Source organism: Falsiroseomonas sp. E2-1-a20 (assembly GCF_051433195.1).
Taxonomy (GTDB): Bacteria; Pseudomonadota; Alphaproteobacteria; order Acetobacterales; family Acetobacteraceae; genus Falsiroseomonas.
This window is the reverse complement of record NZ_JBHMFT010000011.1, coordinates 52,187-72,253: the sequence shown is the minus strand read 5'-3', so window position 1 is coordinate 72,253 and position 20,067 is coordinate 52,187. Positions and strand designations below refer to the sequence as shown.

The 20,067-nt window shown below is 70.7% G+C and carries 21 protein-coding genes; 7 read left to right on the top strand and 14 right to left on the bottom strand.

Annotation, left to right across the window (positions count from 1 at the left end; translation table 11 throughout):
- Nucleotides 1–21: 21 nt before the first annotated feature.
- The 9 genes from ACFHPP_RS14940 to ACFHPP_RS14900 form a co-directional block, all read right to left on the bottom strand.
- Nucleotides 22–1,002: a tripartite tricarboxylate transporter substrate-binding protein gene (locus ACFHPP_RS14940; RefSeq protein ID WP_437164040.1), complete on the bottom strand. Its 981-nt coding sequence runs from the start codon at nt 1,000–1,002 to the stop codon at nt 22–24.
- Between the two features lie 32 nt (nt 1,003–1,034).
- The gene (gene lepA, locus ACFHPP_RS14935) at nt 1,035–2,840 is read right to left on the bottom strand and encodes a translation elongation factor 4 (protein WP_437164039.1); all 1,806 of its coding nucleotides are present in this window, start codon (nt 2,838–2,840) and stop codon (nt 1,035–1,037) included.
- 84 nt (nt 2,841–2,924) lie between these two features.
- Nucleotides 2,925–3,299, bottom strand: coding sequence for a PIN domain-containing protein (locus ACFHPP_RS14930; protein WP_437164038.1), 375 nt, complete (start codon nt 3,297–3,299; stop codon nt 2,925–2,927).
- A complete protein-coding gene (locus ACFHPP_RS14925; RefSeq protein WP_437164037.1) occupies nt 3,292–3,576 on the bottom strand; it encodes an AbrB/MazE/SpoVT family DNA-binding domain-containing protein in 285 nt (94 codons plus the stop codon). Before ACFHPP_RS14925 ends, ACFHPP_RS14930 begins: the two co-directional genes overlap by 8 nt.
- A 17-nt stretch (nt 3,577–3,593) precedes the next feature.
- Nucleotides 3,594–6,095, bottom strand: coding sequence for a phenylalanine--tRNA ligase subunit beta (gene pheT / locus ACFHPP_RS14920; RefSeq protein WP_437164036.1), 2,502 nt, complete (start codon nt 6,093–6,095; stop codon nt 3,594–3,596).
- Between the two features lie 4 nt (nt 6,096–6,099).
- The gene (gene pheS / locus ACFHPP_RS14915) at nt 6,100–7,185 is read right to left on the bottom strand and encodes a phenylalanine--tRNA ligase subunit alpha (RefSeq protein WP_437164155.1); all 1,086 of its coding nucleotides are present in this window, start codon (nt 7,183–7,185) and stop codon (nt 6,100–6,102) included.
- Nucleotides 7,186–7,268: 83 nt separating this feature from the next.
- Nucleotides 7,269–7,634: a 50S ribosomal protein L20 gene (gene rplT, locus ACFHPP_RS14910; protein ID WP_437164035.1), complete on the bottom strand. Its 366-nt coding sequence runs from the start codon at nt 7,632–7,634 to the stop codon at nt 7,269–7,271.
- Between the two features lie 15 nt (nt 7,635–7,649).
- Nucleotides 7,650–7,856 carry a 50S ribosomal protein L35 gene (gene rpmI / locus ACFHPP_RS14905; protein ID WP_437164034.1) on the bottom strand — a complete coding sequence of 69 codons (207 nt, stop codon included), beginning with the start codon at nt 7,854–7,856 and terminating at the stop codon, nt 7,650–7,652.
- A 421-nt stretch (nt 7,857–8,277) separates the two neighbouring features.
- Nucleotides 8,278–9,249 (bottom strand): ATP-grasp domain-containing protein, encoded by a 972-nt coding sequence (locus ACFHPP_RS14900; protein WP_437164033.1) that lies wholly within the window; start codon nt 9,247–9,249, stop codon nt 8,278–8,280.
- Between the two features lie 208 nt (nt 9,250–9,457).
- On the opposite strand from ACFHPP_RS14900, the gene dapF reads away from it, so the two are divergent.
- From dapF to ACFHPP_RS14870, 6 genes are all read left to right on the top strand, one after another.
- Nucleotides 9,458–10,300, top strand: a complete 843-nt coding sequence (dapF, locus tag ACFHPP_RS14895; RefSeq protein ID WP_437164154.1) for a diaminopimelate epimerase — start codon at nt 9,458–9,460, stop codon at nt 10,298–10,300.
- Complete coding sequence (mtaB, locus tag ACFHPP_RS14890) at nt 10,297–11,571, top strand: tRNA (N(6)-L-threonylcarbamoyladenosine(37)-C(2))-methylthiotransferase MtaB (RefSeq protein WP_437164032.1); 1,275 nt, start codon at nt 10,297–10,299, stop codon at nt 11,569–11,571. The genes dapF and mtaB overlap by 4 nt, the downstream gene beginning before the upstream one ends.
- A gap of 305 nt (nt 11,572–11,876) precedes the next feature.
- Nucleotides 11,877–12,839 carry a signal recognition particle-docking protein FtsY gene (gene ftsY, locus ACFHPP_RS14885; RefSeq protein ID WP_437164153.1) on the top strand — a complete coding sequence of 321 codons (963 nt, stop codon included), beginning with the start codon at nt 11,877–11,879 and terminating at the stop codon, nt 12,837–12,839.
- 166 nt (nt 12,840–13,005) lie between these two features.
- The gene (locus ACFHPP_RS14880; protein WP_437164031.1) at nt 13,006–13,788 is read left to right on the top strand and encodes a hypothetical protein; all 783 of its coding nucleotides are present in this window, start codon (nt 13,006–13,008) and stop codon (nt 13,786–13,788) included.
- A gap of 10 nt (nt 13,789–13,798) precedes the next feature.
- A complete protein-coding gene (locus ACFHPP_RS14875; RefSeq protein WP_437164030.1) occupies nt 13,799–14,839 on the top strand; it encodes a transporter substrate-binding domain-containing protein in 1,041 nt (346 codons plus the stop codon).
- A gap of 11 nt (nt 14,840–14,850) precedes the next feature.
- Entirely contained in the window at nt 14,851–15,873 is a 1,023-nt protein-coding gene (locus ACFHPP_RS14870) for a transporter substrate-binding domain-containing protein (protein WP_437164029.1), read from the top strand.
- A gap of 21 nt (nt 15,874–15,894) precedes the next feature.
- On the opposite strand, the gene ACFHPP_RS14865 is transcribed toward ACFHPP_RS14870, so the two are convergent.
- From ACFHPP_RS14865 to ACFHPP_RS14850, 4 genes are all read right to left on the bottom strand, one after another.
- Nucleotides 15,895–16,338, bottom strand: coding sequence for a hypothetical protein (locus ACFHPP_RS14865; RefSeq protein WP_437164028.1), 444 nt, complete (start codon nt 16,336–16,338; stop codon nt 15,895–15,897).
- Nucleotides 16,335–16,898, bottom strand: coding sequence for an NUDIX domain-containing protein (locus ACFHPP_RS14860; protein ID WP_437164027.1), 564 nt, complete (start codon nt 16,896–16,898; stop codon nt 16,335–16,337). The genes ACFHPP_RS14865 and ACFHPP_RS14860 overlap by 4 nt, the downstream gene beginning before the upstream one ends.
- Nucleotides 16,899–16,978: 80 nt before the next feature.
- Nucleotides 16,979–17,257, bottom strand: a complete 279-nt coding sequence (locus ACFHPP_RS14855) for a hypothetical protein (RefSeq protein ID WP_430667635.1) — start codon at nt 17,255–17,257, stop codon at nt 16,979–16,981.
- A gap of 79 nt (nt 17,258–17,336) precedes the next feature.
- Complete coding sequence (locus ACFHPP_RS14850) at nt 17,337–18,527, bottom strand: phosphoglycerate kinase (RefSeq protein ID WP_437164026.1); 1,191 nt, start codon at nt 18,525–18,527, stop codon at nt 17,337–17,339.
- Nucleotides 18,528–18,641: 114 nt separating this feature from the next.
- On the opposite strand from ACFHPP_RS14850, the gene ACFHPP_RS14845 reads away from it, so the two are divergent.
- The gene (locus ACFHPP_RS14845; RefSeq protein WP_437164025.1) at nt 18,642–18,962 is read left to right on the top strand and encodes a DUF6636 domain-containing protein; all 321 of its coding nucleotides are present in this window, start codon (nt 18,642–18,644) and stop codon (nt 18,960–18,962) included.
- Between the two features lie 60 nt (nt 18,963–19,022).
- Here ACFHPP_RS14845 and gap read toward each other — a convergent pair whose 3' ends face one another.
- A complete protein-coding gene (gene gap / locus ACFHPP_RS14840) occupies nt 19,023–20,042 on the bottom strand; it encodes a type I glyceraldehyde-3-phosphate dehydrogenase (RefSeq protein WP_437164024.1) in 1,020 nt (339 codons plus the stop codon).
- Between the last annotated feature and the right edge of the window lie 25 nt (nt 20,043–20,067).

Below are 20,067 nucleotides of genomic sequence, written 5' to 3'. Positions count from 1 at the left end.
AGAGGGGGAGAGGGCTTCATGTCAGTCTGCGTATTGGCCGGCGGCCTGGATCAGGGGGCGCCACTTGGCGATGTCGGCCTGCCAGAACTCGCGGTGTGCCTGCGGGGTGGCGCGGGCCACCGGCACCGGGGCGGTGCCGAGGGCGGCAAAGCGGGCGGCGACGTTGGGGTCCTGCAGGGCGGCGACGAGGGCCTGGTTCAGCCGCTGGATGATCGGCGCCGGCGTGCCCTTCGGCGCGTAGAGGCCGTGCCAGACGCTGACCTCGAAGCCGGGCAGGCCGCCCTGCGCCGCGGTCGGCAGGTCCGGCAGGGCGTCCAGGCGGTTCGCGGTGGTGACCGCGAAGCCGCGCACGCTGCCGGACTTGATCTGTTCGGTCGTGTTGGTGGTCTGATCGCACATCAGGTCGACGGTGCCGGCCAGCAGGTCGTTCATCGCGGGACCGGTGCCGCGATAGGGCACGGTGGTCATGCGGGTGCCGAGCGCCTGCATCAGCAGCAGGCCGCACAGGTGGCTCGCGGCGCCGATGCCGGCATTGGCGTAGTTGAGCTTCTCGCCCTCCCGCTTCACCAGCGCCACCAGTTCCGCCATGTTCTGCGCGGCGATGCCGTTGCGGCCGATCAGGGTCATCGGCACTTCGGTCACCAGGCCGATGGTCTCGAAGCCGTTGATCGGGTCGTAGGCCACGCGGCGGTACAGGGTGGGGATGGTCGCCATGCCGATGTGGTGCATCAGGATGTTGTAGCCATCCGGCCGCGCCTGGGCGGTGCGCTGGGCGCCGAGGGTGCCGCCGGCGCCGCCGACATTCTCCACCACCACGGTCTGGCCGAGCGGGCCGGTCATCGCCTGGGCGATGAGGCGGGCCACGGTATCCGTCGGGCCGCCGGCGGCGAAGGGCACCACCATGGTGATGGTGCGGCTTGGGAAGGCCGGCTGCGCCAGGGCAGGTGCGGCCATGGCGGCGGCGGCGAGGCCGAGCAGGCCGCGCTTTCCGATCTCGGTCATCTTCTGTCTCGTTCCCTCGGGCTGTAGGCGGCTCAGGCGTCCATCTTCAGGGCGGCGATGAAGGCGCTCTGCGGGATTTCGACCTTGCCGAACTGCCGCATCCGCTTCTTGCCTTCCTTCTGCTTGTCCAGCAGCTTGCGCTTGCGGCTGATGTCGCCGCCATAGCATTTCGCGGTCACATCCTTCGACATGGCGCTGATCGTCTCACGCGCGATGACGCGGCCGCCGATGGCGGCCTGGATCGGGATCTTGAAGAGCTGGCGGGGGATCAGCTCCTTCAGCTTCTCGCAGATCTGCCGGCCGCGGCGGTCCGCCTGGGTGCGGTGCGCCATGAAGGACAGCGCATCCACCGGTTCCGCGTTGACCAAAATGGAGATCTTCACCAGGTCGCCGGGCTGGTAGCCATCCACGGTGTAGTCGAAGCTGGCATAGCCGCGGGAGACGGATTTCAGGCGGTCGTAGAAGTCGAACACCACCTCGTTCAGCGGCAGGCGATAGACCGCCATCGGGCGGGTGCCGACATAGGTGAGTTCCACCTGTTCGCCGCGGCGTTCGTTGCACAGCGTCAGGACGGAGCCGAGATATTCCTCCGGCACCATGATGGTGGCCTTGATCCAGGGCTCGGAGATTTCCTCGATCACGCTCGGGTCGGGCATGTCGGCCGGGTTGTGGAGTTCGGTCTCCTCGCCGTTCGTCTTGCGGATCTTGTAGACGACGGAGGGTGCGGTCGCGATCAGGTCCAGGTCGAATTCGCGCGAGAGGCGTTCCTGCACGATCTCGAGGTGCAGCAGGCCGAGGAAGCCGCAGCGGTAGCCGAGGCCGAGGGCGGCGCTGTTCTCCATCTCGTAGTGGAAGCTGCTGTCGTTCAGCCGCAGCTTGCCGACGGATTCGCGCAGCTTCTCGAAATCATCGGCATCCACCGGGTACAGGCCGCACCAGACCACGGGGATGGAGGGCTTGAAGCCGGGCAGGGCCTCCGTCGCCGGGTTGCGGTCGTCGGTCAGCGTGTCGCCCACGTTGGTGTCGGCCACCGTCTTGATGGCCGCGGTGACGTAGCCCATCTCGCCCGGGCCGAGGCTGTCCACCGCCACCATCTTGGGGGTGAAGACGCCGACCTGCTCCACCGTATGGGCGGTGCCGTTCGACATCATGCGGATCTTCATGCCCTTCCGCAGATGGCCGTCGCGCACCCGCACCAGCACCACAACGCCGAGATAGGCGTCGTACCAGCTATCCACCAGCAGGGCGGTCAGGGTCTTGTCGGCATCGCCGATGGGCGGCGGCAGGCGAGTGACGATGGCTTCCAGCACACCCTCGATGTTCAGGCTGGTCTTGGCGCTGATCATCACGGCGTCGGAGGCGTCGAGGCCGATCACATCCTCGATCTGCTGCTTCACCCGGTCGGGCTCGGCGGCCGGCAGGTCGATCTTGTTCAGGATCGGGACGATCTCGTGGTTCGCGTCGAGGGCCTGGTAGACATTGGCCAGCGTCTGCGCCTCGACGCCCTGGGACGCATCGACCACCAGCAGGCTGCCCTCGCAGGCGGCGAGCGAGCGGCTGACCTCATAGGCGAAATCGACGTGGCCGGGCGTGTCCATCAGGTTGAGGATGTAGGTCTCGCCGTCATTCGCCTTGTATTGCAGGCGGACGGTCTGCGCCTTGATGGTGATGCCACGTTCCCGCTCCAGCTCCATGTTGTCGAGGAGCTGTTCCTTCATCTCGCGCAGCGCGACGGTGCCGGTGGTCTGAATCAAGCGATCCGCCAGCGTCGACTTGCCATGGTCGATATGGGCGATGATGGAGAAGTTGCGGATGCGGGAGAGGGGGGTGTCGGTCATCTGATTCCGGGTGCCGGCGTAACCGGGGAGATAGGGCAGAAGCCGCGGAAGTCCAAATATTTTGGCGAATGGTGTGGTTGGGGGCTACCTGACCAGGCGGACCTCGACCGCGAGGCCGAGGGTCGCCCAGATGCGGTCGGCGGTGAGGACCGGCAGCGCCAGGCGCTCCGCGGTGGCCAGGCAGGCGCAGTCGCCGAGGGACAAGGTGCCGCGGTGGCGGGCGATGAGGGCCGCTGCGCGATCGGCCTCGGCCGCCGTGAACGGGAGCACGGGCAGGGCAAGCTGATCCAGGGCGGGGGTTCCGTCGGCGCCGAAGCGTGCCAGGCGCCCGAGGATCTCGGTTCGGGTGACCGCGGAAACCAGCCCGCTTTCCAGTGCCGCCGCCACGGCCTCCGCACCGGCTTCGGCCTGCAGCAGCGCCAGGACGGCCGAGGCGTCGAGAAGGACGGACTCAGCCATTCTGGTGCGGCGCAGCCTCCTCGGCCAGGTCGCGTGCCGCCTCCGCGCGGCGTTCGGCGATCAGTTCGTCGGCCAGGCTGTGGCCAGGCGGCACCATGGCGGCCACCAGCGCCTGGGCCCGCCGGATGGCCGCGTCGCTCGGGCGCAGGTGCAGCCGACCCTCCCGCGCCTCGATCGTCACCTCGCCACCACCCTGCACGCCGAGCGAGACGCGCATGTCTTCCGGCAGGACCAGCCGGCCCTCCGCATCCACCTGCACCGTCACGACCCGGCCCATTGCCAGCCTCCTGCCTGCTATCCTCGTAGCACCGCGCCGGTCGCCTTCGCCACCGCGGCGACGACCTTGGCGGCGGCGGCCTCGATCTCCGCATCGGTCAGGGTGCGCTCGCGCGGTTGCAGGGTGACCTGGAGCGCCAGGCTGATCTTGCCCTCCGGCAGCTTGTCGCCGGCGTAGCGGTCGAACAGCGTGACGTCCGCGACCAGCGTCTTCTCCGCGTTGCGGGCGGCGCGGAGCAGTTGGTCGGCGGGCACCGTGGCGTCCACCACGAAGGCAAAGTCGCGCTTCAGGGGCTGGAAGGCGGGCAGGTCGGGCAGGCCCTTCTTGCGGCGCTTGGGCTCCGCGATCGCGTCCAGGAAGACTTCGAATGCGACGACTGGGCCGGCGAGGCCGAGGCTGCGGACCACCTGCGGGTGGAGTTCGCCGAAATGGGCGAGGACGGTCTTCGGCCCCTGGCGCAGCACGCCGGAGCGCCCGGGGTGGTAGAAGCCGGGCGCATCCGTGGTCAGCATCACCGCCGCCATCGGCACGCCGAGCGCCGACAGCACCGCCAGCGCATCGCCCTTGGCATCCAGCGCATCCACCGGGCGGGCGGGGGCCGCCCAGTTGGCCGGGGTCTGGCCGGCGCGGAGGCCGGCGGCGAGGGCCAACTGGCTGGGGCCGGCGGCGGGGTCGCGATAGGCGCCGCCGATTTCGGCCAGCGCCACATCGGCGAAGCCGCGCGCGGCGTTGCGGGCGGCGGCCATGGCGAGGGAGGCGACCGGGGTCGGGCGCATCTGGTCCAGGTCGCTGGCGATGGGGTTTTCCAGGTGCAGGCCATCGGGCGGAGACCATTGTCCAGGCTGCTCCGCAGCGGGGCCGAACAGCCCAGCCGTGGCGCGGTCGAGGAAGCCGTAGGTCACGCAATCCTGCATGCCGCGGGCGGCGAGCACCCGCCGGGCCAGCGCCGCGCGCACCTGCTTCGGGGCCAGCGCCGGGCGCGGCACCGGGCTCGCCACGGGCAGCGAGACGGCGGGCACGGCGTCCAGCCCGCCGAGGCGCAGCACCTCCTCGACCAGGTCGCATTCCGGCTCGATCGCGGCGCAGCCCTCGGCGGCGATGCGGGCGCGGTCGGCGGGCAGGGAGGGGTCCTGCGCGAGGGCGCCGAAGGCGGCGATGTCGTTGCGCCAGGACGGCACGGCGACGGTGACGCTGGCGGCGTCGCGGCGGGTCACCTCGAAGCCGAGCCGTTCCAGCCGCCCGACGGCTTCCTCCGCCGGCAGATCAAGCCCGCCGAGGTCGCGGATGCGGACGAAGCGCAGCGTTGCCTCCCGCTGCCAGGCGGGCGCGGCGCCGGCTTCGGAAATCTCGGACGCCTCGCCGCCGCAGAGGTCGAGGATCATCCGTGTCGCCGCTTCCAGCGCCTTCGGCAGCAGCGCCGGGTCGATGCCGCGCTCGAAGCGGGAGCGGGCGTCGGTGCGGACGTCATGCCGGCGGCCAGTCAGCGCGATGCGCACCGGGTCGAACAGCGCGCATTCGATGAAGCATTCGGTGGTCGCCGCGTCGCAGCCGCTGTGTTCGCCGCCGACGACGCCGCCGAGCGCTTCCGGCCCGTTGGCGTCGGCGATGATACCGTCCTCCTCCGTCAGCACGTAGGTCTTGCCGTTCAGCGCCAGCAATTCCTCGCCCGCCCGCGCCATGCGCATGGTGAGGTCGGTGCCGGCGACCTTGGCGACGTCGAAGACGTGCAGCGGGCGGCCGAAGGCGAAGGTGAAGTAGTTGGTGATGTCGACCAGCGCGCTGATCGGGCGCAGGCCGATGGCCACCAGGCGGTCCTGCAACCACTGCGGCGAGGGGCCGTTCCTGACGCCGCGGACGGCGCGGCCGAGCACCCAGGTGCAGGCACGCGGGTCGGCGATGCGCCAGTGCAGCGGCGCCGGGTAGGATGCGGCGACGGGTGCCACCTCCCACGGCATCACGCGGCCGAGGCCGGCGGCGGCCAGGTCGCGGGCGATGCCGCGGACGGACAGGGCATCGCCACGGTTCGGCGTGACCTTGATCTCGATCACCGGGTCATCAAGTCCGGCCCAGGTGACGTAGCTGGCGCCGACCGGCGCATCCTCCGGCAGGTCGACGATGCCGGAATGGTCGTCGCCGAGGCCCATCTCGCGCGACGACAGCATCATCGCCTCGGACTTCACGCCGCGGATTTCGCCGAGCTTCAGGGTGATGCCGGTGCCGGGGATGAAGTCGCCGGGCAGGGCGAGCACGCCCTTCATGCCGGTGCGGGCATTGGGCGCGCCGCAGACGACGGACAGTTCGCGGCCGTCGCCGGCATCCACGCGAAGCTGGCGCAGGCGATCGGCGTTGGGGTGCTGCACCGCCTCGATGACGCGGGCGATGCGGAAACTGGCGAGGGACGCCGCCTTGTCCTCGATGCCCTCGACCTCGATGCCGATGGCGGAGAGGGTGGTGGCGATGGCATCGAGCGAGGCATCGGTTTCCAGATGCTCGCGCAGCCAGGAGAGGGGGAACTTCATCGGATCAGATCCCCTCGTGCAGGCTGGCGGGCGCCAGCGGATCGGCGGCCCAGTGGCGCAGCCAGCGCAGGTCGCTTTCGTAGAAGGGGCGCAGGTCGGGCATGCCGTGCTTCAGCATGGTGATGCGCTCGATCCCCATGCCGAAGGCGAAGCCCTGCCATTCGCGCGGGTCCAGGCCGCAATTCGCCAGCACCTTGGGGTGGACCATGCCGGAGCCCAGGATCTCCAGCCAATCCCCGCCGCCCCCCAATTCCCCGGTCTTCCGGTTCCAGCCGATATCGACTTCCATCGAAGGCTCGGTGAACGGGAAGTAGGAGGAGCGGAACCGCACCGGCAGGTCGGAGATGCCGAAGAAGGCGCGGAGGAAATCGGTCAGGCAGCCCTTCAGGTGGCCGAGGGTGATGCCGCGGTCGATCACCAGCCCCTCCACCTGGTGGAACATCGGCGAATGGGTGGCGTCGTGGTCGGCGCGGTAGGTGCGGCCGGGGGCGATGATGCGGATCGGCGGCGGCTCGGCCAGCATCGTCCGGATCTGCAGGGGGGAAGTCTGGGTGCGGAGGACGCGGCGCTGGCCGGCCTCGTCGGTGCCGGGCAGGTAGAAGGTGTCGTGGTCCTGGCGCGCCGGGTGGTGGTCCGGGATGTTGAGGGCGCCGAAATTGTGCCAGTCGGATTCGATGTCCGGCCCCTCGACCACCCGGAAGCCCATGGCGCCGAAGATGGCGGTGAGTTCCTCGATGGTCCGGCTGATGGGATGGATGCCGCCATCGGCGGCGGTGCCGGCGGCGAAGGGGCGGGGCGGCAGGGAGACGTCGAGGCGCTCCGCCTTCAGCCGCGCCTCCAACGCCAGGGCCTCCAGCGCCGCCTTGCGGGTTTCCAGCAGCGCCTCGACCTCATTCTTCAGGCGGTTCAGCGCGGCGCCGCGGTCCTTGCGCTGGTCGGCGGGCACGGCGCCGAGGCCCTTGAGAAGGCCGGACAGGCTGCCGGACTTGCCGAGCACCGCGACGCGCACGGCATCCAGCGCGCGGAGGTCCGCGGCACCGGCCAAGGCCGCCTCGGCTTCGGACCGAAGCGTGGAAAGATCATCCGTCATCATCGCCAGCATCCGGATACGGAAAAGGCCGCCCCCTGCGGGACGGCCCTCCTGTGTCAGTCTTCAGCCAAACCGCGAGCGGTTCAGGCCTGCGCGGGGAGGGCGCCCTTCGCCTTCTCGACGATGGCCGCAAAACCGGCCGCGTCGTCGAAGGCCAGCGCCGCGAGCATCTTGCGGTCGATCTCGACGTTCGCCGCCTTGATGCCGGCCATGAACCGCGAATAGGTGATGCCGTGCTCACGCACCGCCGCGTTGATGCGCTGAATCCACAGACCGCGGAAATCGCGCTTCTTGTTGCGACGGTCGCGATAGGCATACTGCAACGCCTTCTCGACGCGCTCGAGCGCCGGACGATAGGCGGTGGAGGAACGACCGACATAGCCCTTGGCGAGCTTGAGGATCTTCTTGTGGCGAGCGTGCTTGGTTACGCCGCGCTTCACATGTGCCATGGTTCAGATCCTTCCTTACCGGCTCGAACCGTAAGGCATCCACTGCTTGATCGTGTCGCCATCCTGCTTGTCCAGCACGAAGGCCCCACGGTTCTGCCGCTTCATCTTGTTCGTCTTGGCGGTCAGCATGTGGCGCTTGTTGCCGGCGCCAGCCTTGACCATGCCGGTCGCCGTCAGCGTAAAGCGCTTCTTCACGCTCGACTTCGTCTTCATCTTGGGCATTTGGACCTCCAGACGGTCAGGCCTCTCCCACCTCGCACCAACCACCCTCGCGAGCAGCCAGACCGCACCATGCGGCAGGGATCGGTATCCGCGGCCAGGCATGCCCACCAGAGGCCATGACGCGCGGAGGCGGGCTTGTAGCGGCGAGGCGCTGAGGACGCAAGCGGGCGGGTGTGGCGCTGGTTGTTCGCAGGGGGACGCTGTCCCCCTGCACCCCCTGCCAAGGGGCAGCGGCCCCTTGGAACCCTTCGAATCATGAACAGGATAGGGAGAGGGGCCCGGCACGACCGCTGGTCCGGCGGGTCCGCTGGCCCCTCTCCTTATCCTGTTCATAAGGTCCCGGCGGTCCAGGTGGCCCTGCCACCTGGTCGGGGGTGCGGGGGGCCGACGCCCCCCGCGAATCACCCAGTGCCAACCCCGACTACGCCGCCGCCGCCAGGGCCTCTCGCCGCAGCAGGGCTGTCAGGTGGGCGGCGATGGCGCCCATGCCGGTCTGGTTGCCGGTGCGGCCGGCGCGGGTTTCGGCTTCGGCGTTGTAGTTGGTGTTGGTGTTGACGTCGTAGGCGAAGGCCTGGCCATGGCGGTCGGTGATGAATTCGATGGCGCCGACGCCGATGGCGTTGGCCAGCAGGAAGGCTTCCATGCGGTGGATCAGGGGGTGGGTGAAGCCGTCCTGGATCACGAATTTCGGGCTGGGTGCGACGGCGGGGCAGGCGGCGCCTGCGTCGATGTCGCAGGCATCGGCCGGGCAGAGTTCGAAGCCTTCGGAGGTATCGACGCGAACCGCGTACAGGAAGCGGCCACCGACGAATTCGGCGCGGGTGATGAACGGCGCCGCCGCTTCGATGTAGCGTTGCACCAGCCAGATGCCGTCGCGCGGGTGGGCTTCGGAATCGGTGGTGACGTCGAGCGCGGCGAGGGCTTCGCGCAGCCCGGCCTCGCTGCGCAGCAGCCGCACGCCGAGGCCTTTGCCGGCGCGGTTGTGCTTCAGGATGATGGGGTAGCCAAGTTTTTCCGCGGCTTCGGGGATGTTCTCGCGGCCGACCACGGCGAGGGTCGCGGGCACCGGGATGCCGTGGGTGGACAGCGCCTGGTACTGCGCGACCTTGGACAGTTCCAGTTGCAGGGCGCGGCGGCCGTTCACCAGCGGGCGGTTGTGGCGTTCCAGCACCTCGATCACCGCGCCGGCGTATTCGGGGGCGTAGATGTGGCCGCGGGTGTGGGAGGAGGCGCTCATGCGGTTGTAGAAGACGCCCTCCGGCGGCGGGCGGGTCAGGTCGAGCACGCCGCGATCCAGGAACCATTCCTCGACCGGGGTGCCGAGGGTGGCGAAGGCGCTGCGCAGCGGCTCCACCCAGGCGTCGTTTTCGTGGATGACATGGACCTTGGTCATGGGCGGCTTCCCGTGTGGCGCTGGTTCTGGCGCCAGAGAAGAGGATTTTTCCACGCTGCCGCAAGAAGCGGCGCAGCAGAAAGATTTTCCTTTCCCATTTGGCTGCTTGAAGGCGTTTCCATTGCTTGAGGAGCCCGGCGCCGATGACGCCCGTCTCCGCCTGGCGGGGCGGGTTCCGCCGGCTGGGGTGGCGCTCTATATCCACCCGGTGATCATCCCCTTCCGCAAGATGCATGGCCTGGGCAACGACTTCGTCGTGCTGGATGGCCGTGCCACGCCGCTCGCCATCGCCCCCGCCGAGGCCGCGGCCATCGCGGACCGGCATTTCGGCGTCGGCTGCGACCAGTTCATCGTCATGGAGCCGGGCGTCGACGGCGCCGATGTGTTCATGCGCATCCGCAACCCGGATGGCTCCGAGGCCGGGGCCTGCGGCAATGCGACTCGCTGCATCGCCTCCCTGGTGGCGGACGAAGCCGGGCGGGACCGGGTGGTGGTGCGGACCATCGCGGGCGACCTGCCGGTGGAGCGCCTGGCGGGCGGGCTGTGGCGGGCCGATATGGGCCCGGCGCGGCTGGGCTGGCAGGACGTGCCGCTGGCGCGGGCGATGGATACGCTGCACCTGCCGTTGCAGCACGGCGCCGTGGGTGATCCGGCGGCGTGTTCCATGGGCAACCCGCACGCCACCTTCTTCGTCCGCGACCTGGACCTGGTGCCGGTGGCGGAGATCGGGCCCTCGCTGGAGCATGATCCGATCTTCCCGGACCGGGCGAATATCGGCTTCGCGCAGATCCTGTCGCCGGAGCATATGCGGCTGGTGATCTGGGAACGTGGCGCGGGGCTGACGCTGGCCTGCGGCTCCGGCGCCTGCGCGGCCATCGTCAATGCGCACCGCCGCGGGCTGACGGGGCGGCGCGCCACCGTCAGCATGCCGGGCGGCGACCTGCTGATGGAATGGCGCGAGGACGGCCATGTGCTGATGACCGGGCCGGTCGCCACCGCCTTCACCGGGACGCTGGAGCTTCGCGGAGACGCCTCGGGCCGTCACGCATGAGCGTGCGGACGCTGACCTTCGGCTGCCGGCTGAACGCGCATGAATCCGACGCGATGCGCGGGCTGGCCGAGGCGGTGGGCCTGGGTTCCGGCGCGATCATCGTCAACACCTGTGCCGTGACCGGGGAGGCGGAGGCGCAGGCGCGCCAGGCGATCCGCAGGGTGGCGCGGGAGGACCCGGGCGCGCGCATCATCGTCACCGGCTGCGCGGCGCAGATCGCGCCCGAGGCCTGGGCGGGGCTGCCCGGCGTGGTGCGCGTGATCGGCAATGCCGACAAGCTGCGGCCCGAGGCCTGGGTGCCCGGTGCCCCGCAAGGGCCGGTTGCCGACATCATGCTGGCCCCGCCGGCCCTGGCGGTGCCGGTGACGCAGAATGCGAACCGGGCGCGGGCGCTGGTGCAGGTACAGCAGGGCTGCGACCACCGCTGCACCTTCTGCGTCATCCCCTACGGTCGCGGCCCCTCCCGGTCCGTCCCGCTCGGGCTGCTGGTGGACCAGGTGCGGGCGCTGGTGGCGCAGGGGTTCCGGGAGGTGGTGCTGACCGGGGTCGATATCGCCAGCTACGGCCCGGACCTGCCCGGCCGGCCGAGCCTGGGCCAGGTGGTGCGGCGGCTGCTGGCGCTGGTGCCGGAGCTGCCGCGGCTGCGGCTGTCCTCGCTCGACCCGGCGCATCTTGGTGCCGAGGGCGGCGATGCCGATCTGTGGCGCCTGATCGCGGAGGAGCCGCGCCTGATGCCGCACCTGCATCTGTCCCTCCAACATGGCAGCGACCTGATCCTGAAGCGCATGAAGCGCCGGCACGGCCGGGCGGAGACCTTGGCCCTGGCGCGCCGGGCACGCGCGCTGCGGCCGGAGATGGCGCTGGGTGCCGACCTGATTGCCGGCTTCCCGACCGAAACCGAGGCGCAGTTCACGGACATGCTGGAACTGGTCGAGGAGGCGGGGCTGAGCTTCCTGCACGTCTTTCCCTTCTCCGCCCGTCCGGCAACGCCCGCGGCGCGGATGCCGCAGGTGCCGGTGCCGCTGCGGCGGGAGAGGGCGGCGCGGCTGCGCGAGGCCGGCCAGGCGGCGGCGGCGCGGCTGTTCGCCAGCCGGGTCGGCCGGGTGGAAACGGTGCTGCTCGAGCGTGGCGGGCGCGGCCATACGGAACAATTCGCCCCGGTGCGGCTGGCGGATGCGCGGGCGGGTGGCGAGGCGGCGGTGCCCGGCAGCCTGCGGGCGCTGCGCATCCTGGCAGCCGACACCGAGGGCCTGATCGGGGAGGCAGCATAGCCATGGCGCTCAAGGCCTTGTGGGACCGGATGCGCGGGCGGGAGACGCCGGCGACCGAGACCCCTGCGACCGCGACCCCGGCGCAGACACCGGTGACCCCACCGCCGGCCCAGCCCCCGACACCCTCCGTACCGCCGCGCGAGGCGCCGGCCGCGCCGCCGGCGTCGCCCCTGCCGCCCCTGCCACCGACCGCGCCGGTCGCACCGCCGTTCAGCGGCCCCTCGGACACGCCGGTGCCGGCGCCCGCGGCGACGCAGCCGGAGCCGGCCCCGCCCAGCCGTGACGCCGCCGCGCTGGCCGAAGCGCTGGAGAGCAGCGAGCCGGAGGCAGAGCCCGCCAGCACCGGCGGCTGGTTCTCCCGCCTCAGGACCGGCCTGTCGCGCTCCACCGCGCGGCTGACGGATGCGCTGACGACCGTGTTCCGCAAGCGCCGGCTGGACGATGCGGCGCTGGAGGAGCTGGAGGATACGCTGATCGCGGCCGACCTCGGCGTCGCCGCGGCGCGGCGCATCGTCGAGGGGTTCCGGAAAACCCGCTTCGGCAAGGAAGTGTCCGACGAGGAGGTGAAGGGCGCGCTGGCGGAGGCGATCGCGGAGATCCTGGCGCCGGTGGCCCGGCCGCTGGAAATCCGGCGGGAGAATGCGCCGCATGTCGTGCTGGTGGTCGGCGTGAACGGCACCGGCAAGACCACGACCATCGCCAAGCTCGGCCAGCAGTATCGCGGGCAGGGCCTCAAGGTGATGTTCGCGGCGGGCGACACCTTCCGCGCCGCGGCGGTGGAGCAGTTGCAGATCTGGGGCGAGCGGACCGGCTGCGCCGTCGTCGCCTCGCCCAAGATGGGCGCCGATGCCGCGGGGCTCGCGCATGACGCGCTGGCGCGGGCGCGGGCGGAGGGGATGGACCTGCTGCTGATCGACACGGCGGGGCGGCTGCACAACAAGACGGCGCTGATGGAGGAGCTGCGGAAGATCATCCGCGTGATCCGCAAGATGGACCCGACGGCGCCGCATTCGGTGCTGCTGACGCTGGATGCGACCACGGGGCAGAACGCGATCCAGCAGGTGAAGATCTTCAAGGAGATGGTGGATGTCTCCGGCCTGGCGGTGACCAAGCTGGATGGCAGCGCCAAGGGCGGCGTGGTGGTGGCGCTGGCGGCGGAGGTCGGGATTCCGGTGCACATGGTGGGCGTCGGCGAAAAGGCGGCCGACCTGCGGCCGTTCACGGCGCGGGACTTTGCCCGTGGCCTGGTGGGGCTGCCGCAGGGCTGAGGAGAAAATTGCGCCGCGTTGTCAACCCTGGATTGGGGTGAAAAGGGGCTGTCAAAATCAACTTAAAGTTCAATTATCTTGCCTTCGTCGCAACGATTCGTGGTCGTATGCTTTCTTCCGTACCGCCCGGGTCCCTCCCGCGCCAGCCGGAGAGGAAAGGCCGACGATGCGCCGATTGCTGCCAATTCTGGCCATCCTGCTTGGCCCGCCGCTGTCGGCCTGGGCGCAGAGCGGCAATCCGCTGCACGACCAGCTTTCCGCCCTGCAGGAACCCACGCGGCGCGCCGAGCTGGGGCGCAGCATCACCGGCAGCGGCGCGACCTGCCAGACGATCATCGTCACCTACTTCGCCGGCTTCGACGATCGCCGCACCGCCTACTGGGATGCGCGCTGCCGCGAGGGGTCGATGTACCGGATGGCGCTGCCGGCGCAGCGCTTCGCGCGCCTCGGCCTGAGCGTCTGCGGGGCGGTGGGGGGCGGCATCGCCTCCGGCCCCTGTTTCCAGGCGGTCGGCGCAGCGCCGTCCGCCACGGCCCAGCCGGGCAGCGGGATGGGCGTGCAATTGGCGGGCGGCACGACGGCGCTCGCGGCGGGCAGCCGCTTCGGCGCGGTCTACGCGACGGATGTGCCGGTGGCCGCCCATGGCTTCGGCAATGGCGCGCTGGACCGCCTGGCGATCAACACCGCGGCGGTGCGCGCCTGCCAGAACATGGCCGGGCGCATCCCCTGCAAGTTCCTCGGCGAGATCGTCAACCGCTGCGGCGCCCTGGTGCAGGGCGTGACGCGGCATCCGAATGCCGTGGTGATGACGAGCGACCTCAGCACGGTGGTGCTGAACCGCAATTTCCCCGGCCTCGGCGGCACGGTGGCGGAGGCCGAGGCGCAGGCGATGGAAGCCTGCCGCGCCGTGCCGGGCGTCACCTGCCGCCTCGCCGCGTCCGGCTGCTGAGGGCATGAGCATGCGATCCCTTCTTCTTGGTGCCGCCTTGGTGCTCGCCGCGCTGCTTCTCGCGGGGGCCGCGCTGGCGCAGCGGGCGCCGGATGCGCTGGGGGCGATCCGCGCGCGCGGCGCCCTGGTCTGCGGCGTCAACGGCGCGCTGCCGGGCTTCTCCGCCCCGGATGCGCAGGGCGTGATGCGCGGCTTCGACGCGGATTTCTGCCGGGCCGTGGCGGCCGCGGCGCTGGGCGATGCCGCCCGCGTGCGCTTCGTGCCGATCGAGACGCCGGAGGAAGGCCTCTCGGCGCTGGAGGCGCGGCGGATCGACCTGCTGGCCCGCAACACCACCTTCACCTACTCCCGCGAGGTCGGGCGGCCGGTGGCCTTCGCCGGGCTGACCTTCTTCGATGGCCAGGGGCTGCTGGTGGCGCGCAGTTCCGGCATCGCCAGCCCGCGCCACCTCGATGGCCGGCGCGTCTGCGTCACCGGCATCGCCGGCTCCACCGGGCGGGAGGTGGTGGAGAGCGAGGCGGCACGGCTCGGCATCACCGTGACGGTGGTGGAGGCCGGCGGTGGCCGGGCGCTGCTGGATGCGCTGGTCGCCGGGCGCTGCGATGCGGCCTCCACCGATGCCTCGCAGCTTGCGATCCGCCGGGTCACCGAGCTCGACACGCCGGCCAACTACGTCGTGCTGCGGGAGATGCTGAGCCGCGAGCCGCTCGGCCTGCTGGTCCGGGAGGATGAGGAGGCGCTGCGGCAGGTGGTGTTCTGGGTGGTGCAGGCGATGCTGGAGGCGGATGAGTTCGGCGTCACCAGCGCCAACCTGGTGTCCATGGTGCAGTCCAACGACCCGACGCTGCGCCGGCTGATCGGGGTGGAGGAGGGGCTGGGGCGCGCCATCGGCCTGGATGGCGACTGGTCGCAGCGGCTGCTGGCCCAGGTCGGGTCCTACGCCGAGGTGTTCGACCGCAACCTCGGCGCCGGCAGCCCCTTCGGGCTCGACCGCGGGCCGAACGACAACTGGCAGCGCGGGGGGCTGATGTTCCCTCTGCCGCTGCGCTGAGGAGCAGGGCGATGCGAACCAGGCTGATGCTCGGGCTGCTGGCCGGCCTTGCCACCCTGGCGCCGGTGCCCGCTGATGCGCAGGCGACGCTGGCCGCGGTTCGGGCGCGCGGGGAGGTGCTGTGCGGCACCAACCAGGGGCTGACCGGCTTTGCGCTGGCCGATGCGCAGGGCGTCTGGCGCGGGCTGGATGCGGATACCTGCCGCGCGGTCGCCGCCGCCACGCTCGGCGATGCCGGCAAGGTGCGCTTCGTGCCGCTGACCACGCCGGACGCGCTGGCGGCGCTGCGGGAAGGCCGCATCGACCTGGCGGCGCGCAACCTGACGCAGACCATGGGGCGCGACGCCGATCTCGGCCTGGCGCCGACCGCGGTGAATTTCTACGACGGCCAGGGCTTCCTGGTGCCGGCCGCGCTGGGTGCCGCCGACGCGCGGGCGCTCGCGGGCAAGCGGGTCTGCGTCGTCACCGGCACCTCCAACGAGGCGGCGATGGCGGATTTCGCGCGGCGCATCGGGATTGCCTACACGCCGGTGCCGAGCGCCGCCTTCGCCGGCATCCGGGACGACTATGCGGCGGGGCGCTGCGACGCGGTGAGCGCCGACCTTTCGAGCCTGGTGGTGCTGCGGCAGACCGGCACGGCCAACCCGTCCGCGCATGTGCTGCTGCCCGACATCATCAGCCGGGAGCCGCTCGGCCCGCTGGTGCGCGACGGTGATCCGAATTGGCGCAGCCTGGTGTTCTGGGTGGTGAACGTGATGCTGGAAGGCGAGGCGCGCGGCATCACCGCGGCCACGGCCACGGCGCGGCGGGCCGATCCCTCGGCGCTGGTCCGCCGGATCCTCGGCGCGGAGCCGGGGCTCGGCGCGCCGCTGGGTCTTTCGGATGACTGGGGGTTCCGGGTGCTCAGCCAGGTCGGCAACTATGCCGAGGTGTATGAGCGGAACCTGGGGCAGGGCTCCGTGCTCGGCGTGCCGCGCGGGTTGAATGCGCTGTGGGACCGCGGCGGGCTGATGTACCCGATCCCGATGCGCTGAACCGGTGCATTGAACCGGCGGCTACTCCAGCGGGATCCGGATGCGGGCGCCGGGCGCGAGGTCCTTGCCCAGGATCTCCTGACGGCTGGAGAGGTGTTCGCGGCCGAAGGTGAAGCCGCGGTATTGCTCCCGCTCATCGATGATGACCGGCTCCAGCGTCGCGCGCGGCGGGCCGGCGAAGATGTCGCGCGGCGCCTCGATGCTCCGGTTCGGGATCGGCGCGGGTTCGCCCCACAGGCTGGGCACCGCGGCCTGCGTGCCGGGCAGGGGTGGGGCGGGTGGCGGGGGCTCGGGCAGCGGTTGCTGGGTGCGGGCGCGCCTGCGGGCGGAGACGGGGCGCTCCACCGCCGTTTGCTCCGGCGCCACCGCGGTCGGCGCATCCGCGGTGGCGGCCCGTGCCGGTTCGGCGATGGCGCCACCGGCGATGAGCATCAGCGATGCGGCGAGCGTGATCGGGCGTCTCACAGCGCGGCCTCCAGCGGGGTGGTTCCGCGCCGGTCCACGGGCGGGTTGCCACGCGGGGCGCCGAGCGGGCCCGGCCCGGCCTCCCGCCAGGCCCGCAGCACCCAGTGGACGGAGGGGAAGGCGAGGTCGTCCCAGGGGATGTCGGCCCAGTCGAACAGCCGGACCTCCAGGCTCTCGGGCCCGGCGGCGAAGCCGGGGCTGGCGAGGCGGGCGCGGAACAGGATCTGCACCTGGCCGATGCGGGCGATGGAATAGATCGCCAGCACGCCATCCAGCGCGAGGTCGGCGCAGGCTTCCTCCCGCGCTTCCCGCACCGCACCTTCCTCCACCGTCTCGCCGAGTTCCATGTAGCCGGCAGGGATGGTCCAGAAGCCGCGGCGGGGTTCGATGGCGCGGCGGCACAGCAGGACCTGGCCCGCGACGTCGACGACGGAGCCGACGACGATCTTCGGGTTCTCGTAGGCGATGAACCCGCAATCGTTGCAGGTCAGCCTTTCCCGGTCTTCGCCTTCGGGAATGCGCCGGACGAAGCGGGTGCTGTCGGTGGTGTCGGAGGACATGGGGCGAAGGTGCAACCGGAGGGCGCGGACCGCAAGGCAAAGCTTATCACGCCGTCAGGAGGCTTTCCTGATGTGCCCGATCAGACACGCAGGTCGAGCAGCGACCCGCGTGGCACCGGGCCGCCGGGCATCGCGGGCATCGTGTCCAGGGTGCGTTGCTGCGGCGCCGGCAGCGGCTGCAGCGGTTGGGGGGAGGCGCTGGATCCGCGGGTTTTCGCGGCCCCTTGCGTCCGGGAGACTTCCGCCGTGAAGGCGGCCAGGGAGTTCATGGCGATCATGCGGACGACCATGAACCGCAGGTCTGAAGGATGCGTAAACCGCTGGGTGGATTTCGGCGGAAGCGGGCGGAGCGTGCGCATGCCCGGAGGATGCGACGCCGCGCCGTTAACACTCCAGCAACCTCTGGTGGAAACGGGACGAAGGTTGCCGAAAGCTGAATCAGGCCTTCAGCACCGCCACCCCCGGCAGCGTCTTGCCCTCCAGCCACTCCAGGAAGGCGCCGCCGGCCGAGGACACGTAGGTCAGGCGGTCCATCACCCCGGCATGGCGCAGGGCCGAGACGGTATCGCCGCCGCCGGCGATGGATTTCAGGCCGGAGGAGGCGGTGAGCGCCGCGACGGATTGCGCAACGGCGACGGTGGCGGTGTCGAAGGGCGGGATCTCGAAGGCGCCGAAGGGGCCGTTCCAGACCAGGGTGGAGGCCTGGCGCAGGCGGTTTTCCACGATGTCCACCGTCTCTGGCCCGACATCGAGGGCCATCATGTCCTCGGGCACCCGGTCGATCGCCACGGTGCGGTGCGGTGCGTTGGCGGCGAAGGCGCCGGCCACAACCAGGTCCACCGGCAGCAGGATCTCGCAATTGGCGGCCTGCGCCTCGGCCATGATGGTGCGCGCCATCTCGTGCATCTCGGCTTCCTGCAACGACTTGCCCATGGCGTGGCCCTGGGCGGCGAGGAAGGTGTTGGCCATGGCACCGCCGATGACCAGCACGTTGACCCGGCGGGTGAGGTTGCCGAGCAGTTCGAGCTTGGTGGAGATCTTGGCGCCGCCGACGATGGCGACGACCGGTCGGGCCGGATTGCCAAGTGCCGCGTCCAGCGCCTCGAGCTCCGCCTGCATCAGGCGGCCGGCATAAGCGGGCAGCAGGTGGGCGACGCCCTCCGTGCTGGCATGGGCGCGGTGGGCGGCGGAGAAGGCATCGTTCACGAACACCTCGGCCAGCTTCGCAAGGGCGGCGGCCATGGCTGGGTCGTTCTTTTCCTCGCCGGCGTGGAAGCGGGTGTTCTCCAGCAGCAGCACCTCGCCCTCCGCCAGCGCGGCTGCGGCCTGTTCGGCGACCGGGCCGATGCAGTCCGCGGCGAAGGCGACGGGGCGGCCGAGGGCGGCGGACAGCGCCTCCGCCATCGGGGCCAGCGACATTTCCGGAACCACCTTTCCCTTCGGCCGGTCGAAATGGCTGCAGACGATGACGCGCGCGCCCTTGTCCGCCAGCTCGCGGATGGTCGGCGCCAGGCGTTCGATCCGCGTGCGGTCGGTGATGCGGCCATCGCGGACCGGCACGTTCAGGTCGGCGCGCAGCAGCACGCGCTTGCCATGGGCGTCCAGCGAGTCGATGGTGCGGAACGGCATCGAGGAGGCACTCCTGATTCGGGATGGCGGCCGGGAGGAAACGAAGCGATGCGCTGGCTTGTCGCGGCCCTGGTCTGCCTGCCGATCGTAGCATCGGCGCAGTAGGGCTTCCAGTTGCCGTCCGGGAACATCTTCTGCGAGATGGAGGAAGGCGCCATCCGCTGCGACATCGTGAACTACAGCTACGCGCCGCCGCCCAAGCCGCGCGACTGCGAATTCGACTGGGGCCATTCGGTGGCTGTCGGGCCGACGGGGGCTGCGCGGCTGCTGTGCGGCGGGGATACGGTGGTGAACCGAGGTGCGCGCAGGCTGCCCTATGGGACCGCCTGGCAGGGGCCGGGGCTGACCGGCACGGCGACGCAGGCGATGCTGCGATGTGCCAATGCGGCGGGGCAGGGGTTCGAGTTTTCGCGGACGCGGCTGCGGTTGTTCTGAGGGGGCGCGAACCCCCTCACCCAACCCTCTCCCCCTGAGAAGGGGGAGAGGGCTCAGGCGTCAGAGGCTGCCGAACAGGGCGGCGGTGTCGCTCATGCGGTTGGAGAAGCCCCACTCGTTGTCGTACCAGGACATCACGCGCACCAGCGCGCCATCCACCACCTGCGTTTGCGTCGCATCGAAGGTGGAGCTGTGCGGGTCGTGGTTGAAGTCGATGCTGACCAGCGGCGCGGTGTTGTAGCCGAGGATGCCCTTCAGCGGCCCGGATTCGGAGGCCGCCTTCATCACCGCGTTGATCTCCTCCTTCGTCAGCCCAACCTTGCCCGGCACGAAGTCGAGCGAGACGAGGGAGACGTTGGGCGTCGGGATGCGGATGGCGGTGCCGTCCAGCTTGCCCTTCAGCTCCGGCATCACCAGGCCCACGGCCTTGGCGGCGCCGGTGCTGGTCGGGATGGCGGAGACCGCGGCGGCGCGGGCGCGGTGCAGGTCCTTGTGCAGCGTGTCGACGGTGTTCTGGTCGCCGGTATAGGCGTGGATGGTGACCATGTAGCCGCGCACGATGCCGAAATTGTCGTGCAGCACCTTGGCGATCGGCGCCAGGCAGTTGGTGGTGCAGGAGGCGTTGGAGACGACCGTCATCTCCTTCGTCAGCACCTGGTGGTTCACGCCATAGACGATGGTGGCATCGGCGTTCTCGCCCGGCGCCGAGATCAGCACCTTGCGCGCGCCGGCGGTGATCAGGGCGGAGGCCTTGTCCTTCGCCGTGAAGATGCCGGTGCATTCCATGGCGACGTCGACGCCCTGGAACGGCACCTTGGTCGGGTCACGCTCGCTGCTGACGACGATCGGCGCGTAGCTGCGGCCATTGGCCGTGATCAGCAGCTTGTTGCCGTCCACCGCGACCTCACCGGGGAAGCGGCCGTGGACGCTGTCGTAGCGGAACAGGTGGGCGTTCGCTTCGACGCTGCCGAGGTCGTTGATCGCGACGCATTCCACGTCGGTGCGGTTGCTCTCGATCATGGCCCGCAGCACCAGGCGCCCGATGCGCCCGAAGCCGTTGATGGCGACCTTCACAGCCATTTTCGTCCAATCCCCTTCGGAGTGT

Excerpts from the sequence above, each read along its gene's own strand:
- ACFHPP_RS14940 (WP_437164040.1), bottom strand. The coding sequence starts at position 1,002 with ATGACCGAGATCGGAAAGCGCGGCCTGCTCGGCCTCGCCGCCGCCGCC.
- lepA (WP_437164039.1), bottom strand. The coding sequence starts at position 2,840 with ATGACCGACACCCCCCTCTCCCGCATCCGCAACTTCTCCATCATCGCC.
- ACFHPP_RS14930 (WP_437164038.1), bottom strand. The coding sequence starts at position 3,299 with ATGGCTGAGTCCGTCCTTCTCGACGCCTCGGCCGTCCTGGCGCTGCTG.
- ACFHPP_RS14925 (WP_437164037.1), bottom strand. The coding sequence starts at position 3,576 with ATGGGCCGGGTCGTGACGGTGCAGGTGGATGCGGAGGGCCGGCTGGTC.
- pheT (WP_437164036.1), bottom strand. The coding sequence starts at position 6,095 with ATGAAGTTCCCCCTCTCCTGGCTGCGCGAGCATCTGGAAACCGATGCC.
- pheS (WP_437164155.1), bottom strand. The coding sequence starts at position 7,185 with ATGACGGATGATCTTTCCACGCTTCGGTCCGAAGCCGAGGCGGCCTTG.
- rplT (WP_437164035.1), bottom strand. The coding sequence starts at position 7,634 with ATGGCACATGTGAAGCGCGGCGTAACCAAGCACGCTCGCCACAAGAAG.
- rpmI (WP_437164034.1), bottom strand. The coding sequence starts at position 7,856 with ATGCCCAAGATGAAGACGAAGTCGAGCGTGAAGAAGCGCTTTACGCTG.
- ACFHPP_RS14900 (WP_437164033.1), bottom strand. The coding sequence starts at position 9,249 with ATGACCAAGGTCCATGTCATCCACGAAAACGACGCCTGGGTGGAGCCG.
- mtaB (WP_437164032.1), top strand. The coding sequence starts at position 10,297 with ATGAGCGTGCGGACGCTGACCTTCGGCTGCCGGCTGAACGCGCATGAA.
- ACFHPP_RS14880 (WP_437164031.1), top strand. The coding sequence starts at position 13,006 with ATGCGCCGATTGCTGCCAATTCTGGCCATCCTGCTTGGCCCGCCGCTG.
- ACFHPP_RS14875 (WP_437164030.1), top strand. The coding sequence starts at position 13,799 with ATGCGATCCCTTCTTCTTGGTGCCGCCTTGGTGCTCGCCGCGCTGCTT.
- ACFHPP_RS14870 (WP_437164029.1), top strand. The coding sequence starts at position 14,851 with ATGCGAACCAGGCTGATGCTCGGGCTGCTGGCCGGCCTTGCCACCCTG.
- ACFHPP_RS14860 (WP_437164027.1), bottom strand. The coding sequence starts at position 16,898 with ATGTCCTCCGACACCACCGACAGCACCCGCTTCGTCCGGCGCATTCCC.
- ACFHPP_RS14855 (WP_430667635.1), bottom strand. The coding sequence starts at position 17,257 with ATGCGCACGCTCCGCCCGCTTCCGCCGAAATCCACCCAGCGGTTTACG.
- ACFHPP_RS14850 (WP_437164026.1), bottom strand. The coding sequence starts at position 18,527 with ATGCCGTTCCGCACCATCGACTCGCTGGACGCCCATGGCAAGCGCGTG.
- gap (WP_437164024.1), bottom strand. The coding sequence starts at position 20,042 with ATGGCTGTGAAGGTCGCCATCAACGGCTTCGGGCGCATCGGGCGCCTG.